The 16770-nt window shown below is 36.8% G+C and carries 11 protein-coding genes; 3 read left to right on the top strand and 8 right to left on the bottom strand.

The features are described 5' to 3' along the window. Nucleotides 1-16 precede the first annotated feature (16 nt). Together dinB and LBU54_RS02535 are read right to left on the bottom strand one after the other, a co-directional pair. Nucleotides 17-1234 (bottom strand): DNA polymerase IV, encoded by a 1218-nt coding sequence (gene dinB, locus LBU54_RS02530; RefSeq protein ID WP_224525302.1) that lies wholly within the window; start codon nt 1232-1234, stop codon nt 17-19. Further along, nucleotides 1221-4247, bottom strand: coding sequence for a DNA polymerase III subunit alpha (locus LBU54_RS02535; protein ID WP_224525305.1), 3027 nt, complete (start codon nt 4245-4247; stop codon nt 1221-1223). The genes dinB and LBU54_RS02535 overlap by 14 nt, the downstream gene beginning before the upstream one ends. Nucleotides 4248-4418: 171 nt before the next feature. Here LBU54_RS02535 and LBU54_RS02540 point away from each other — a divergent pair, with 171 nt between their 5' ends. The 3 genes from LBU54_RS02540 (at nt 4419) to LBU54_RS02550 (ending at nt 6559) form a co-directional block, all read left to right on the top strand. Next, a complete protein-coding gene (locus tag LBU54_RS02540; RefSeq protein ID WP_224525307.1) occupies nt 4419-5183 on the top strand; it encodes an XRE family transcriptional regulator in 765 nt (254 codons plus the stop codon). A 1-nt stretch (nt 5184) separates the two neighbouring features. Further along, a complete protein-coding gene (locus tag LBU54_RS02545) occupies nt 5185-6153 on the top strand; it encodes a Gfo/Idh/MocA family protein (protein ID WP_224525310.1) in 969 nt (322 codons plus the stop codon). A 226-nt stretch (nt 6154-6379) separates the two neighbouring features. Beyond that, nucleotides 6380-6559: a hypothetical protein gene (locus LBU54_RS02550; RefSeq protein WP_224525313.1), complete on the top strand. Its 180-nt coding sequence runs from the start codon at nt 6380-6382 to the stop codon at nt 6557-6559. A gap of 54 nt (nt 6560-6613) precedes the next feature. Here the strand turns inward: LBU54_RS02550 and LBU54_RS02555 are convergent, their stop codons facing one another. The 6 genes from LBU54_RS02555 to LBU54_RS02580 all read right to left on the bottom strand — a co-directional run bounded on the left by LBU54_RS02555 (nt 6614) and on the right by LBU54_RS02580 (nt 16768). Beyond that, nucleotides 6614-6892: a F0F1 ATP synthase subunit epsilon gene (locus LBU54_RS02555; protein WP_224525316.1), complete on the bottom strand. Its 279-nt coding sequence runs from the start codon at nt 6890-6892 to the stop codon at nt 6614-6616. A 17-nt stretch (nt 6893-6909) separates the two neighbouring features. Further along, on the bottom strand, nt 6910-8418 hold the full coding sequence (gene atpD, locus LBU54_RS02560; RefSeq protein ID WP_224525319.1) for a F0F1 ATP synthase subunit beta: 1509 nt from the start codon (nt 8416-8418) through the stop codon (nt 6910-6912). 156 nt (nt 8419-8574) lie between these two features. Beyond that, nucleotides 8575-10221, bottom strand: coding sequence for an SGNH/GDSL hydrolase family protein (locus tag LBU54_RS02565; RefSeq protein WP_224525322.1), 1647 nt, complete (start codon nt 10219-10221; stop codon nt 8575-8577). An 11-nt stretch (nt 10222-10232) separates the two neighbouring features. Next, nucleotides 10233-13049: a TonB-dependent receptor gene (locus LBU54_RS02570; RefSeq protein WP_224525324.1), complete on the bottom strand. Its 2817-nt coding sequence runs from the start codon at nt 13047-13049 to the stop codon at nt 10233-10235. Nucleotides 13050-13226: 177 nt separating this feature from the next. Continuing rightward, nucleotides 13227-15074: a glutamine--fructose-6-phosphate transaminase (isomerizing) gene (glmS, locus tag LBU54_RS02575; protein ID WP_224525327.1), complete on the bottom strand. Its 1848-nt coding sequence runs from the start codon at nt 15072-15074 to the stop codon at nt 13227-13229. Nucleotides 15075-15085: 11 nt separating this feature from the next. Continuing rightward, nucleotides 15086-16768, bottom strand: a complete 1683-nt coding sequence (locus LBU54_RS02580) for a DUF4270 domain-containing protein (protein ID WP_224525330.1) — start codon at nt 16766-16768, stop codon at nt 15086-15088. Nucleotides 16769-16770: the final 2 nt, after the last annotated feature.

The raw sequence follows: 16770 nt of genomic DNA on the forward strand, positions 1-16770 counted from the left end.
ATAGTGATTTTCCTAATTATTGATGTCTATTGGCCAAAAGAGGTGGTGGTTCGCCCGTAAAAGGATTCCAACGGCTAATGGTTTTAGCTTCCATACCTGCTGCAGACATTATGGCTCTATCGCCATAACGTTCGCGCATTTTGTCCATGGCTTTGCTGAGGTTAAGCTGTATCTCGTTGTCTTCAAACAAGTTGATTTGATGACCACCTTCTACCAAATGACTAAACTTTACACCAATAAGCCGTACTAATAGTCTTCTATTGTAGAGTTTATTAAACAGGTCAAGTACAACAGGAATAATATTGTGGTCCATAGCACTATAAGGAATACGTTTTTGCTGGGTATAAGTTTGAAAATCGGAATACCGAATCTTAAACGTTACACAAGCAGTTAGCTTATTGCCACGTCTTAGTTGATAGGCTAAATTTTCTGCCATAGCAATAACCAAACCCTTTAGCTTGTGAACATTGGTGGTGTCTTGCCCAAAAGTACGCTCGGTAGAAATGGATTTACGTTCGTGGTATTGTATCACAGGACTATTGTCTATACCATTGGCCTTTTTCCAAATAGAGAGTCCATTTTTGCCTAGTACCTTATGCATGAGTTCCATAGGCATATCTTGGACAGTTTTAATACGTTTTACACCCAAATCGCAAAGTGCTTTGTAAGTAACATTACCAACCATAGGAATTTTTTTTACGGATAGTGGTGCCAAGAAGGGTTTTTCGGTACCTGTGGGAATTCTTATTTCGTTGTTAGGCTTTGCTTCACCTGTGGCAATTTTTGAAACGGTTTTGTTAAGGGATAGTCCAAAAGAAATAGGCAGTCCTGTTTCTTTAATGATACGTTGGCGCAATTCTGAAGCTAATTTATGGCAACCAAAAAACTTATCCATTCCGGTAAGGTCTATATAAAACTCATCCACAGATGTTTTTTCGTAAAGTGGTACGCTTTCTTTTATAACATCAGTCACATTTTGTGAAAACTTGGTGTAAACACCAGAATTACCCCTAAGTATAATGGCCTCTGGGCACAGTTGTTTTGCCATACGCATTGGCATAGCAGAATGCACACCAAATTTACGCGCTTCGTAACTACAAGATGCTACAACACCTCTGTCGCTGGTACCTCCAATCAGTACAGGTTTACCGTTAAGCCGACTGTCTAATAAACGTTCGCAAGACACAAAAAAGGTGTCTAAATCCATATGTACTATAGATCTATTTGTGTTCATATTTTGCTTTAAGGTCTTTAAAACTCTTCTTTCTTTGAAATGTTGGATTAGATGAATTAATAGAATAACGTGGGTCTTCAATAACCGCTAAGCGTTCAAACTTTGAAACTTCAATAGACACACAGTCAAACTCTATCATGACCTTACCAGTAATTTCGTAAACACCCTTTCCTCTAAAAGGATATTTGTTGGCAATTGGTGGAAAATGAACCGTATCTATAAAATCACCATCTCTGTCTAAAAATGTGCCGAAATACATGCGCTTTCCATTAGACGTGCTTGTGTTTTTAGTAGTGACCAAATAGCCTTCAATTTTTACATATTTTCCTTCAAGTTGCTCTAAATGCTTAGCGCGTAGCTTACTTGTAGATGGTACTTCTAACAAGTGAAATGGATTACATAGCGGAAAACCTAACAATTCAATTTCATCAAACGCATTTTCTAATGCAGTACTCGGCAGTTCGGGTGTATTGTAGCTAATCTGTCTTGTCTTAAACAGAGTCACTACATGGTCTTGCACTACAGTTTTGCTGATTTTTAGATGTGCTTCCCAAAGTAGTTCGCGCTTATTGATTTTTGTAAACCGAAAGGCATTGATTTTAATTAAGATGCTGATTTGTTCTATGGAAATAGGAACCCGCTCTATAAAATCATCAAGTGATTTAAAGGCTCCGTTTTGCTCACGTTCTTTTAAAATACGTGCTGTGGTTCTAGACTCAAACGATTGCAAAAACATAAACCCTAGATAAATAGTATTGCCTCTAATAATAGCTTGGTTGTACGAGCTGTTTATACATGGTGATTCTATTACACCATTATGCATTCTGGCTTCGTGTACATAGAGTTCTGTGCTGTAAAACCCACCAAAATTATTGATGGTAGCTGTCATATATTCCAGTGGATAGTAAGCCTTTAGAAAGAGACTTTGATAACTCTCCACAGCGTAAGATGCCGAGTGTCCTTTGGCAAAAGCATAACCTGCAAAACTTTCAATCTGTCGCCATATTTCTGCGGTGAGCTCTAAAGGTTTGCCGTCGTTTTTACAATTATCAAAAAATTGCTGTTTTACTTTTAAGAATTCTTCTCTAGATCTAAATTTACCAGACATGCCACGACGTAACATATCGGCTTCACCAAGTGTGAGTCCACCAAAATAATGCGCTACCTTAATTACGTCTTCCTGATACACCATTACGCCATAAGTTTCTGGCATAATATCTAAGAGTACAGCAGGTGCATCTTTTCGTTTTTCAGGATGTCGACAACGTAAAATGTATTGACGCATCATGCCAGATTTGGAAACGCCAGGCCTTATCACAGAGCTTGCGGCCACTAAACCAAGGTAGTCGTCTACTCTCAGTTTTTTTAAAAGCATGCGCATAGCTGGCGATTCTACATAAAAACAACCAATGGCTTTGGCATTTTTAAGCAGATATTTTATGCGTTCATCTTCCTTAAAACGTTTAATATCATGAATATCTACAGGTGGTTGGCCTTGATAGTTTTCATTAATAATTTCTACAGTCTCTTTTATTTTTCCTAGTCCACGCTGACTTAAAATATCAAACTTATACAAGCCGATATCTTCGGCAACAACCATATCAAATTGTGTGGTAGGAAACCCTTTTGGCGGCATAAACGTAGCACCATAGTAATGGACTGGCTTCTCAGAGATTAAAATACCACCTGCGTGTATGCCCAAATAATTAGGGAATCCTTCAATATATTGGCTGTATTTAAGCACAAGTAATGATAGTCGATCTAGATTTTTTACATTAAATCTTCCTCGTGTTAGCATATCCATTTCGGATTTTGGTAGGCCGAAGACTTTGCCCAATTCTCTAACAGATGCTCTATATTTAAAAGTATTGTATACTGTGATGAGCGCTGTATGTTTAAAGGTTTTGAAGATGAATTGAGTAATATCGTCTCTGTCTTTCCATGAGAAATCAATATCAAAATCAGGTGGATTTTGTCTAAAGAGATTAATGAAACGCTCAAAATAGAGGTCAAGTTCAATAGGATCTACATCTGTAATACGCAATAAGTAGGCAATGATACTATTGGCGCCACTACCACGGCCAACATAGTAATAGTCCTTGTTACGTGCATATTCTAAAATCTTCCAGTTGATTAAAAAATAGGACACAAAGCCTTTTTGCTTTATAATACTGAGTTCTTTTTCTATGCGGTTGTAGATTTTAGAATCCACACTGTTTCCATAACGGTAAGGAATCCCTTTATAGGTGAGCTTTTCTAAAAGTTCATAATCAGAATCTGCATTTTCAGTAAGGAACCGTTGATTTTTAGGTATTGGATTTTCAAAATCGAATGTAATTGAACAATTATCCAATAAGTCCTCTGTATTATTGATAAGGCTTGGAAATTCTGAATATTGGTCACACAGCTCATCATAAGGCAACATTTTATCATCTTCACTGCCTTCTTCAGATTTAGGAAGCTTGCTCAATAAGGTGTTATTGTCAATAGCGCGTAATAAACGATGTGTATTAAACCCTTTTTGATTTTGAAAAGACACGGTTTTTAAAATCACTAATTTTTCCCGGTGTGTATTCCATTTAGAAAATTTTAATTGGTTGAGGTCTTTAGGTGTAATGCCTAAAAATTCGTTTTGCTTAAGTTCAAAATGCTTCCCTTTTTGGTATGGGTAAATCACAAAACAATCTTCTAAAATGTCATCTGGTCGTTCAGGGATTTTTAAATCGTGATTATGAAGAAATTGAGACAGATAATTATTTATATTTTGAAAACCGTCGTTGTTTTTTGCAATTAAAATAAACTCTTGTTGTGCTTTGTTTCTAAAATCCACGCCAAGAACCGGTTTTACCTTGTATTTTTTTGATAAGCGGACGATATCCAAGCATGCTGAGGTTGTATTAATGTCTGTCAATGCTAAGGTTTGCACGCCATTTTCCGAAGCAATAGCAAGCAATTGCTCAGGTTTTATGGTGCCGTAACGCAGGCTGTAATATGTATGACAGTTTAAATACATGGGACTAACAAAATTAGCTACTATTTGTAGTATTAATTGCTTATATTTGTAGCAAATGATGTTAAAATTATTTTGAATGAAACTCCATAATGGGCATTTGGCAGGAAACGGTCAATACCCATCGAGACAATTAAATTGCTAACCAATAAGTTATAGTGAAACTTTAAATAGATGAAACCCATCCAATCTAATATTAAGCATCTCAGAGCTTTAAAGAAACTGTCTCAAGAACACTTTGCGGACGACTTGGGATGGTCGCGTTCTATGGTTGGCTCTTATGAAGAAGGACGAAGCGAACCACCAATTGAACGCCTTATAGATTTATCGAATTATTTTAATATTCCTATAGATATCTTGGTACGTAAAGACTTGCGAAAGGCTAAAGATACCTCGTTTATAGAGATAGGGAATAAGCGTGTTTTGTTTCCGGTAACGGTTAATGAGAATAATGAAGATCTGATAGAGATTATACCTGCAAAAGCTTCAGCAGGTTATTTATCTGGCTATGACGATCCGGAATATATAGAACAGCTTCAAAAGATAAAATTACCGTTTCTGCCTACGGGAACGCATCGTGCCTTTCCTATAAAAGGGGATTCTATGTTGCCTGTTAAAGACGGTTCGTTTGTTGTGGCAAAATTTGTTGAAGATATTAACGACATCAAAAACGGAAGAACATATATTGTTTTAACTAAAGACGACGGTTTAGTATACAAACGGATTTACAGTACAGAGGATAATAATGCGCTATTGTTAAGTTCGGATAACAAAGCTTACAAACCGTATTTGGTTTCTAAAGACACTATATTAGAGCTTTGGGAATTTACCTGTTGCATTAATACGCAAGAGTACGATGAAAAAGAGTTGAAACTAAGCAGTATCATGACCCTATTTCAAGAACTTAAAGTAGAATTGGAAGCCGTAAAGCAGTTGTAGTATGAAACAGACTATAAAATGGGGAATTATTGGATGTGGCGATGTTACCGAAATAAAAAGTGGACCAGCCTATAAAATGGCAGAAGGCTTTGAATTGGTGGCTGTAATGCGTAGAAACCTTAAGTTGGCTAAGGACTATGCAGAAAGACATAATGTACCGCGTTTTTATAATGATGCTGATGAATTGATTAACCATCCTGAAGTGGATGCTGTTTACATCGCGACACCACCAGACACACATCGTTATTATGCATTGAAAGTAGCAAATGCTGGCAAAATATGTTGTATTGAAAAACCTATGGCACCGAGTTATGCAGAATGTCTAGATATACAAACTACTTTCGAAAGACAAAACCTTCCTCTATTTGTAGCCTATTACCGTAGATCATTACCACGATTCAACAAAGTGAAATCCCTTTTAGAAGAAAAAGCGATTGGTGATGTAAGACATGTGAGTTGGTATTTAAGTCGTACACCAAGCACTTTAGATACATCTGATACCTACAATTGGCGAACCGATGGCAAAATTGCACCAGCAGGTTACTTTGATGATTTGGCTAGCCATGGGATAGACCTATTTGCCTACTTATTTGGGAATATTACATGTGCTAAAGGAGTGTCAGGAAACCAACAGAATCTATATACTGCCAAAGATATTATTTCAGGATCATGGGAGCATGAGTCTGGTGTAGTTGGAACAGGCATGTGGAGTTTTGGAACGTATAAAAGAGAGGACAAGGTGCGAATCATTGGAAGTGAAGGTGAGCTATCATTTTCAGTTTTTGGAGAAGTACCGATTGAGATAATAACCAAAAACAAAACCGAACAAATCACCATAGAAAACCCAAAGCATATTCAGAAGTTTCATGTTGCGAATATGGCTAAACATTTAAGTTCCGATTTTCAACATCCTTCAACTGGTGCAACCGCAACTCATACAGCTTGGGTTATGGATAAGATATTAGGTTAATTTTCTGATTAGATTTATCGGATCTAAGGGAAAAACGGGTGTCTAATTAAACAATAGTATTATGTTACGTGCAGTTATATTAGATCTGTTTTTTTAAAATACGAATAGAGATTAGCAGGTTTGGTCAATGGTAAACATTTGGTAATCAATCAAAAAAATTACATATGTTAAGGAAAAGTTAAAAAAAATTGGTATATTGGAGTCAACTAACTAATCATCTAATATTATGAAAAAGCTAAACCAAGATTTTCGATATTCCAGATTTTTTGATTTTATTACTCTATTAGCCATTGTTTTGTTTCTTGCATTTTTTGCACAATCAATTATTTCAGTAATGGGTGCATTTGCAACAGAGACCTATACAAATACTATGGGACAAATGGCTTCAACCATGCCAGTGCCATAAAAAAAGCGCATGTTAGTAACATACGCTTAGCTTTTACAAAACCTCAGGGATTATTTAATCTGCGAGGACAATTACCTTATTGTCTTTCATTTCGATTGTACCTGAATTTATAGCTAACCAGACACCACGGTCTGACTTAGTAAATTTATTTTTGATATCTTCTTTTAGTTGAATGTCCTTACTATTTACCTTTACATGACCTTTTTTTAGAATGGACACGATTGGTGCGTGATCTTGTAACATTTCAAATTCACCATTAACACCAGGAACAGTAACAGAATCTACTTCTCCACTAAATAATGTTGCCTCAGGCGATACAATTTCTAAGTACATAAGCTCAAAATTTAAGATTAAGCTTCAGCAAGCATTTTCTCTCCAGCTTCTATAGCTTCTTCGATAGAACCCTTAAGGTTGAACGCTGCTTCTGGTAAGTGGTCTAACTCACCATCCATAATCATATTAAACCCTTTAATGGTTTCTTTAATATCTACTAGTACACCTGGTATACCTGTAAATTGTTCAGCAACGTGGAAAGGTTGCGATAAGAAACGCTGTACACGTCTAGCTCTAGATACAGCCAATTTATCTTCTTCAGACAATTCTTCCATACCAAGAATTGCAATAATATCCTGTAATTCTTTATAACGCTGTAACAACTCTTTTACACGCTGTGCGCAACTGTAATGTTCATCACCCAAAATTTCTGGAGTAAGTATACGAGATGTTGAGTCTAATGGATCCACAGCTGGGTAAATACCAAGCTCAGCAATTTTACGAGATAATACTGTAGTTGCATCTAAGTGAGCAAAAGTTGTAGCAGGAGCAGGATCCGTTAAATCATCTGCAGGTACGTAAACCGCTTGAACCGAAGTAATAGAACCTTTTTTAGTAGATGTTATACGTTCTTGCATCGCACCCATTTCTGTCGCTAAAGTAGGTTGGTAACCTACCGCAGATGGCATACGACCAAGTAATGCAGAAACCTCAGAACCCGCTTGCGTGAAACGGAAGATATTATCTACGAAGAATAATACATCTTTTCCTTGTCCGTCGCCAGCACCATCACGGAAATATTCTGCAATGGTTAGACCAGATAATGCTACACGAGCACGTGCTCCAGGAGGCTCATTCATCTGTCCAAAAACGAAAGTTGCTTTAGATTCTTTCATCACCTTTTTGTCAACTTTCTCGAGATCCCATCCGCCTTCTTCCATGGAATGCATAAAATCTTCACCATATTTAATAATACCAGACTCTAACATTTCACGTAATAAATCGTTTCCTTCACGTGTTCTTTCACCAACACCAGCAAATACAGAAAGACCACCGTGGCCTTTTGCAATGTTATTAATTAACTCTTGGATTAATACTGTTTTACCTACACCTGCACCTCCGAACAATCCAATTTTACCTCCTTTAGCATAAGGCTCAATTAAATCAATTACTTTAATACCCGTGAATAATACTTCAGTAGACGTTGATAAATCTTCGAACTTAGGTGCTTGTCTGTGTATTGGAAGTCCATCTTCGTTAGTTTTTGGTAAATTTCCTAAACCGTCAATGGCATCACCGATTACGTTGAATAAACGCCCATATACATCCTCGCCAATTGGCATTTGGATTGGTGCACCTGTCGCAAGAACTTCTGTACCTCTACTTAAACCGTCTGATGAGTCCATTGCAATAGTACGTACTGTATCTTCACCAATGTGAGATTGTACTTCAAGTACCAATATTGAACCATCTGGTCTTTTTATTTCTAATGAATCATAAATCTTTGGAAGTTCTGATCCAGAAGCGAATTCTACATCGATTACCGGACCAACAATTTGTGCAACTTTACCTGTAACTTTTGACATTACTTAATTGTTTTTGTTTTGCTATGTTTTAAATCTGAAAAACAACGTGTTTTTCGCGCTGCAAAGATATAGTTTTATTCTAAAAAACTGTCGATTTTGAAATAAAAAAAACACGCTTTCATAAAGCGTGTTTATTATAAAAATATTTAGCCAAGGTTATTGCAATAAAGGCGAATAATTAGTTATATAATCGTCTGCCTTTGCCAGGTTACCAGATGCCTCAAAATTTGACCCATAGGTTGTATCAATAGCTTGTAAAAATGCATTAGCCATTAAAGCATAACCGCGAGATGTAAGATGTATTCCGTCTAGACTTACAAGTCCGCCAAATACTAAATCAGTAGTATGAATAAAATCATCAAATATAATACCTGTACTTGCTGCTTCTTCTAAAATAGCATTTAAGTCAACTAAAGCTAAGCCATTTGTACTAGCCACGGAAGATATGGTTGCGTTATAGGCGTCTGTAGCAACAGCTATTTCCATTTGCTCTTCAGGTACTAAAGACCATTTGTCCTCAAGCGGTAATGTTACGCCTTCTGCAGCAAACTGGTCTGCAGTTGCGGCCGGAATACCTTGAGATTGCAAAAACAATGAAAATTCAGAATTGACAGTCCCAATTACAGATGAGCTAGGCAAAACAAAAAGATCATCAGGAGTTGCTTGTCTCGCCTGTCCATAAACTAAACCTAGTAATCCTGCCACTTGAGGCGCTGCTGCTGCTGGTAAACCAAATTGAGTAATAAATGCTGGAAATTGAGGATTACCAAGCAAGGTCTGCGTAATTAATGCCGAGATATTATCAAGATTTTCATCGACAATAACAACTGCATTAGCCTGGCTGTCTGAAAATACCACAGTACGTGTGGCCGCATCGTCAATAGCACCTTGAAATTCTAAAAACGCATAGACATCATTAAGCGCGCCATATAAAGTGTTCAAAGTTGGAATTAACGGTCCAAAGGCTGGGTTTGATGGTTCTAATGGATTGTGTGGCACTGTTGTAAAATGTGATAGACTCGTTATGTCTGGTAAATTACCAATGACACCCTTTGCACCGTTGGCTGTCATACCAGCTACTATTGCATTTAGTGAAGCATCAAATGTTGCCGAATCCGTAATTGGATTTGTTCCGTCTCCACCAGATGTAGCGTATCCCAAAACATCATTTCCTCCTATTTCAGAAATTGAAAAGAAAGAAGGGTTTTGCGCAAGTGCTAATTCCAAGATTGTTGCATTTGGTGCATTACCAGTAACACGTACTGCATATGGATTTGCAGCCGCAGGGAAATTAGAAATGTTTCCGTAACCAGGAGCTACTAAATGGAAACTTTTTGCACCAGGTATACCCAAGTTGTTAAAAGGTCCAGTAGGGTTATTTAAGACAATATCAGTACCAACGGTTACAGGCCCAATAATTGATTCTAAACCCACCGGTCCTGCACCACCAAAAACCAATCTTGGATCTGCAATTCTCGTACCACCAGCTGCTAAGCCACCAAAATTGTCGCTAACTAATGGTTGTGTAAATGTTCCTCCTCCAGTCAATGCAAATTTATCAGCCATTATCTTTGGGAATGAGTTTTCTTGAGCGGCAAGAAACACCGTGCCATCACTAAATCCCGCCGTAAATGAAGCACCCAGAGCTACATAGTTCGTAAAATCTGCACTTCCCGCCGTTAATTCGGGTAATGGCTCAGTATCTGTATTACCTCTATTTCTAAGATCATCTAAAGTATCATTCTCACACGCTAAAATACCAATAGCTAAGAACGAAAGTGCTATATATTTTAAGTTTTTCATTTTCATTTTAATTATAAGTTATTGATAGTTATGGATGCGTAGTACATAGATCCTATGAAACCCGTTCCAAATGCTGTAAAATACTCATCTTGTAGCAAGTTTGTAGCACCTACTTTTAGAGTCGTTTTTAAGCTTGGAATTCTGTAGTTTATTTGTGCATCTAATACACTATAAGCAGGGACTTCACCATCTCCAAAAGATGCTTCCCAGAAGAAATTGTCACTCCATCTCCAAGATGTGTTAAATCCAAAGTTTTTGAATAATTCAGTTTTGCCAAAAGATAATTTAACCTTGTGCTCTGGCGTGTTAAAGTTTGTTCTAAAATCTGGATTTGCAGCTGTATCAAAATCTAATCGTGCATAAGTGTAGTTAGCGCTTAAATCAAAACCATCCAATACTTTAGTCGAAACTTGTATTGCTGCGCCATATGAATTTACTTCTTCGTCAGCATTTGTATACGTTTGGTATGCTTGGAAATCACCATTTGCAATTGCTGCTACGGCTAACGGCACACCATTTGGAAGGGTTTGTGTCAATTCTACATCTCCGTAAAGTGGTGCAACTACAGTTTCGTTTGCTAGGAAATCTTGATACGAGTTATAGTAAGCAGATGCATCTACAATAATATCGTCAAACTTACCTCTATATCCTAACTCGAAAGAACTTACCTGCTCTGGTTGTGCAAGGTTTGAATTTGCAATTTCTAAATCTGCAGGATTGCCTGAATTTGCAAAACCATTTAGAACTGAATTTGCAAAGAACGAGTTATTATATGCTGCGGAGGCATCTCTAGTTATAGTCTCGGTACCTGGCGCAAGACCCAATATCTGAGCACCAGCAGCGCTAATATCATAATTTCTAATATCTCTTTCAGGATTATCAAAAGCACCACCCACTAAAATGGCTCGACCAACATTTAAACCGATGTATAAATCTTGTGTGGTTGGATTTCTAAATCCAGTCTGGAATGAGGCTCTAATGTTGTGGTCTTCATTTATGGTGAAACCGGCAGATAATCTTGGCGAGAAGAAGCCATCAAACAATTCGTTTTTGTCGTAGCGTACAGAACCTGTTAATTTAAGTTCTACACTTTCAGAGAGTTCTAAAGATCTTTGTAATTGTGTGTACAATCCAAATTCATCATAATTGATTGGTCCATCAACATCAGTGTAAATTGTTCCAAAAGAGTTAAGGCTGTATCGTCTAACCGATCCACCAACCTGAATTTCTGCAAAATCCACTAAATCACCAAAATTGTAATTGAAGTCTCCATGATAAATTTTAGAATTATCTTGGAATCTAGAGCCTGTGGTCAAATCAGGATCGTTTGTCACTCTATCAAACACACGTTGAAATTCTGGTGTGCCAGGTAAAAGGCGACCCGTATCTGCAGCCTGTCTGGCAGCCACATGCGCCGCTTCGTTTGTCGCACCACTTAACGTGGCGCCAGCATATGCAGCGACATACTCACCAAACCAAGTGTTGTTGTCTTTCCATGCATTGTTAATATTAATACCAGTAAAGACCATGTCGTAAGAATCACCTGCTTTATCTTCAGTGATGTAACCTCTTACGAAGAAGTTGTCATTTCTAATTTCTAATTTATGCTGTTGTAAGAAGAAATTCTTAATGTTGTAGCGGTTAGCACCTTGGTATATAGTATTACCAGAACCAATTTTACCTACATATTGAATTTCAAAATCATTTTCCCACGGACGGAAATATAATCCCCAATCTGCTTTGATACTTTCAGCATTGTAGTTTGTAAGATCTCTTTCATTATAACCTGTTCTACTTACATCTACAGACGGCACTAGGCCTGAAATACCAGCAGGTGCCAAGCCTAAACTCTCGAGTGTTTGGGCAACATCATTAATATTTGTACTTACTTCATCACCATAAACGTTTATACCGTCATAATCGATATCTGCTCTGGTAAGTCCACGATTTAATTTATCTTCCTCACTCACAGCAGCCCAATCGGTTCCTTTTAAATAACCAAAATTAACTTTAGCCGCAAATTTCTCGCTGAACTTGTATGCCATACGAATTCCTAAATCGGTATATTCATTATCTCCGGCAGCCTCTTGCGAAGTAATCCCTCGTTTAACATAACCGCTTATACCTTGAAAATCAAATGGGTTTTTACTACGCATAAAAAGAATACCATTGAATGCGTTCGCACCATAAAGTGCAGAGGAAGCTCCTGGAAGTAATTCCACGCTTTGTACATCTGTTTCGGTCATACCTAATAAATTACCAAGAGGGAAGTTCAATGCTGGAGCAGAATTATCCATCCCATCTACAAGTTGCATAAAACGTGTATTTGCGAATGTTGCAAATCCTCTGGTATTTATAGATTTAAAGGTTAAACTATTTGTGTTTATGTCAACCCCTTTTAAATTTTCGAGGCCATCATAAAAATCTACTGATGCAGTGTTTTTGATTTCTTTTAGACCAAAACGTTCTACAGTAACCGGTGATTCAAAAATACGCTCTGGAGTTCGAGAAGCAGATACAACAACTTCATCTAATTCGTTACCTTCAACTAATGAAACATCAATTGTTAGATTGTTTGCGGTAATTTCAATAGTTTGATCTTGAAATCCAGTATATGTTACACGGATTGAAAAAGGAGGGTCTTGATTTACAGTAAGTACATAGTTACCGTCAAAATCCGAAGATGTACCGGTAGATGTTCCTACAACAACAATATTGGCTCCGGGTAGGGGTAGGCCAGTATTGTCGGTAATTTTACCTTTTACTGTGGTTTGCGCAAAAGAAACCACACAAAAAAGCATTGCAAAAAGCTTTAGAGTTGTCTTCATTTTAGAGAATTAGTTAATTATTTAGAGTATTGATTGGGCAATTTAAATAAATCTGTTTAAATGCAATAAAAAATTCTTAAAAATATGTGCCTGTATTACATGTTTAATGAACAAAAGGCCTCTAATTTTGAATAATTCTTAAAATTAGAGGCCTTTTTTAAATCTATTGTATATCATTTACTCCACAGTAACAGACTTTGCTAAGTTTCTAGGTTGATCTACATTTTTACCTAGCATCACAGCAATATGATAGGATAACAATTGAAGTGGAATTGTTGTGAGTAATGGTGTTAAACATTCAATAGTTTCAGGTACTTCTATGACATGATCAGCAAGTTCCTTAACACTTTTATCACCTTTTGTAACTATTCCTATTATTTTACCTTTTCTTGACTTTATTTCTTGAATATTACTAACTACTTTTTCATAGTGTCCTTTTTTGGTAGCAATAACAACAACTGGCATTTGTTCATCAATTAAGGCAATTGGTCCGTGTTTCATCTCGGCTGCAGGATATCCCTCAGCGTGGATATAAGATATTTCTTTAAGTTTCAGTGCGCCTTCAAGCGCTACGGGAAAATTAAAGCCGCGTCCTAAATAAAGGAAGTTTTTGGCATCCTTGTAAATTTCAGAAATTGCTTGTACATAACCATCTGATTTAAGAGCTTCCTCTACCTTGGAAGGAATGGTCTCCAATTCAATTAAATGATGTCTAAATTCCGAGCTTGAGATTGTTCCTTTTGCTCTTGCCAATCTTAAGGCCATTAATGTAAGAACTGTAATCTGCGTTGTGAATGCCTTTGTTGAAGCAACACCAATTTCTGGACCTGCATGTGTATAAGCACCAGCATTAGTTTCTCTTGCGATGGATGAGCCGACAACATTACAAACACCAAATACAAAGGCGCCCTTGGACTTAGCCAATTTTATTGCTGCTAGCGTATCTGCTGTTTCTCCTGATTGGGATATTGCAATAACAATATCTTTCTCCGTAATTACAGGATTTCTATATCTAAATTCCGATGCGTATTCAACTTCAACAGGAATCCTAGCAAGATCTTCGAAAATATACTCTGCAACTAAACCAGCATGCCATGATGTACCACAAGCTACAATGATGATACGATCAGCGGCTAAGAACTTTTTCATGTTATCCTCAACACCCGCTAATTTTATCATGGCTTCATTTGTTAGAAGCCTACCTCGAAAAGTATCTAATATGGCACTTGGTTGCTCATATATCTCTTTGAGCATGAAATGGTCATAACCACCTTTTTCTATTTGCTCGAGATTTAATTTTAGTTCTTGCATGTAAGGATCAACAAGTGTGTCGTCCTTTATTTTACGCACTTTGACTTCTTTATTTCTTCGGATAATCGCCATTTCTTCATCTTCAAGATATATGGCATTTTTTGTATATTCTATAAAAGGTGAAGCATCACTAGCAATGAAAAACTCGTCCTCACCAATACCAATGGCAAGTGGGCTTCCGAGTCTTGCAACTACAATCTCATTAGGTTTACTCTTATCAAAGACCGCGATGGCATAAGCTCCAACAACTTGATTTAAAGCAATTTGTACAGCCTTACCTAGCTTTATATCTTCATTTTTCTTTACGTCTTCAATAAGATTTACTAGTACTTCAGTGTCAGTATCAGATTTGAAAACGTAGCCTCTTTTACTTAACTCTTTTTTAAGTGTATCATAATTTTCGATTATTCCGTTATGAATAATCACAAGATCACCTGAGTTCGAATAGTGTGGGTGAGAATTAATATCATTTGGAACACCATGTGTAGCCCATCTCGTATGGCCAATACCCAAAGTTCCTGAAGTAGATATTTCGTCTTCTAGTTTATTTCTTAAGTCTGAAACTTTCCCTTTTGTTTTAGAAAGTTTAATATTAGTGCCGTCGTATAGTGCAATACCAGCACTATCATACCCTCTATATTCAAGTCGTTGAAGGCCTTTAATTACAATGGGATAAGCATCTCGATGCCCAATATACCCTACAATTCCACACATAGGTTAAAGATTTAGTTATTTGGTTCCGTGTAATATATTTCTAAATACACTTTTTTGGTTTCATCCTCAGTATTATTACCATGTAAAACTGTGCCACGCGGACTTAGAACCGAGCTGAGAGGTGAAGTTAAATTTTCTTCTTGAGAAATGATTTCTCTTTGCGGAAAGTTCTCTTCTAAATTTACGTTTAAGGATACAGACAAACCTAAATCCACATTAGTAGAATCCCTTAAAAGCAGATTATTAATATGCTCAGTAATTTCAAGTTTATATTTAATGCCATCTCCTTCAGGTTCGTCATCAATACGTTGCAACGGTCCTAAATGGTTTAATACTGATATCGAAGGTATTGCATTTACTATTCCATCTAAAAAATAATCTACTAAAGGTATTTTATTCTCTATGTCATACAAATAAATACGATTTGGTTCATTGCCGTTTACAATATTTTGATCAACATGAAATATTAAATTGGCCTCGTTGACCAATCGTTTTGACTTTACAAAATTTCCTTCTTCATCTGTTTCGACAAAATCATTTTTCCAAATTTCGAACGCATTGAAAGTATCATTGTCATCATCAATATCAGTACCATTAAATAATTTTATTCTCGCAATGGCGCCATCACCACCTTTAAGGTAAAGTCGACTATCACCATTTGTGTCATCACCATCATCAATTGCAAAATTAAAATCATTCTGTAAGAAATTAACACGTGTTGGACCGAAAGACAATTGATAAGTTTCTTGAACAGTTTGAACCTCATCATCATCGTCAGCAGTTTCATCATCCCTCGTATAGTACAGTGTAATATTAGTAACAGCGGTACCTATATTAAGAATTAAAAAACTACCTTCATCATCTATGGGTTCTGCTTTGAAATACAGACCTCTGAAATATTCTGACAAGTTGTTTTGGCTACTTAGAACCGATTCCCCTTCCTGATTAATAATTTTTTCTTGCCAAAATTCTGGTTTCAACATTAATCTTAGACCAGGTGTAAGAGTCTGTACTACTTGAGGATCTTCATCCTCATCTTCATCTGTATCTGGTGTTGTTAAAATAATAGCCTTATTTGATATAGTAACAATATTTTCAGTATTTACTGTACCATCCTCATTGAGATACTCTATTGGAGTACCTTCTAACAAGGATTCTGGTATTGTAGATGAGTCATCAAGTGTTTTATTTGAGAAATAAGCCACGGTTTCATTAAACTCGCCATCAGGCACAAAATCCCTTAAAAAATAGTTGCTTTCAAAAATGCTCAACTTAAACGGTTTGTCACCAAATACAGAGTCATTGGTGTAAATCAGCTCGCCATCATCGTCAAAGTCTGTGGCTCTTGAAAAAAATGGGATATATAAAGCAACAGAGTCTAGGACCACATTTGTTCCAAATGTAGGTGAGAATGTAGATGTGGTTATTTGAGAGACAAAACTAGCTGTTGTCCTACCGTAGGCATCATCATAGATACCAAGTAAGTTAACATTCAACCCATCAGATTGCATTGGGCCAAGTCGTTTTGTATAGGTGATAATATCAAAACTATCTTTCTTTATATTAAAATCAGTTGCTGTGTCTGGACTAAGGACATCAGAGTCTATTGTTGCAAAATCTTTATCGCACGCTATAAATGACAGCAGCAGGAAGCTTAAAGTAAGAAGGTTAAGCGCAATTTTAGTGTTTTTCATGG

The sequence above is a fragment of the Winogradskyella alexanderae genome, from assembly GCF_020166335.1.
Classification (GTDB): domain Bacteria; phylum Bacteroidota; class Bacteroidia; order Flavobacteriales; family Flavobacteriaceae; genus Winogradskyella; species Winogradskyella alexanderae.

Coding starts and splice junctions, on each gene's coding strand:
- dinB (WP_224525302.1), bottom strand. CDS start 1,234: ATGAACACAAATAGATCTATAGTACATATGGATTTAGACACCTTTTTT.
- LBU54_RS02535 (WP_224525305.1), bottom strand. CDS start 4,247: ATGTATTTAAACTGTCATACATATTACAGCCTGCGTTACGGCACCATA.
- LBU54_RS02540 (WP_224525307.1), top strand. CDS start 4,419: ATGAAACCCATCCAATCTAATATTAAGCATCTCAGAGCTTTAAAGAAA.
- LBU54_RS02545 (WP_224525310.1), top strand. CDS start 5,185: ATGAAACAGACTATAAAATGGGGAATTATTGGATGTGGCGATGTTACC.
- LBU54_RS02550 (WP_224525313.1), top strand. CDS start 6,380: ATGAAAAAGCTAAACCAAGATTTTCGATATTCCAGATTTTTTGATTTT.
- LBU54_RS02555 (WP_224525316.1), bottom strand. CDS start 6,892: ATGTACTTAGAAATTGTATCGCCTGAGGCAACATTATTTAGTGGAGAA.
- atpD (WP_224525319.1), bottom strand. CDS start 8,418: ATGTCAAAAGTTACAGGTAAAGTTGCACAAATTGTTGGTCCGGTAATC.
- LBU54_RS02565 (WP_224525322.1), bottom strand. CDS start 10,221: ATGAAAAACTTAAAATATATAGCACTTTCGTTCTTAGCTATTGGTATT.
- LBU54_RS02570 (WP_224525324.1), bottom strand. CDS start 13,049: ATGAAGACAACTCTAAAGCTTTTTGCAATGCTTTTTTGTGTGGTTTCT.
- glmS (WP_224525327.1), bottom strand. CDS start 15,074: ATGTGTGGAATTGTAGGGTATATTGGGCATCGAGATGCTTATCCCATT.
- LBU54_RS02580 (WP_224525330.1), bottom strand. CDS start 16,768: ATGAAAAACACTAAAATTGCGCTTAACCTTCTTACTTTAAGCTTCCTG.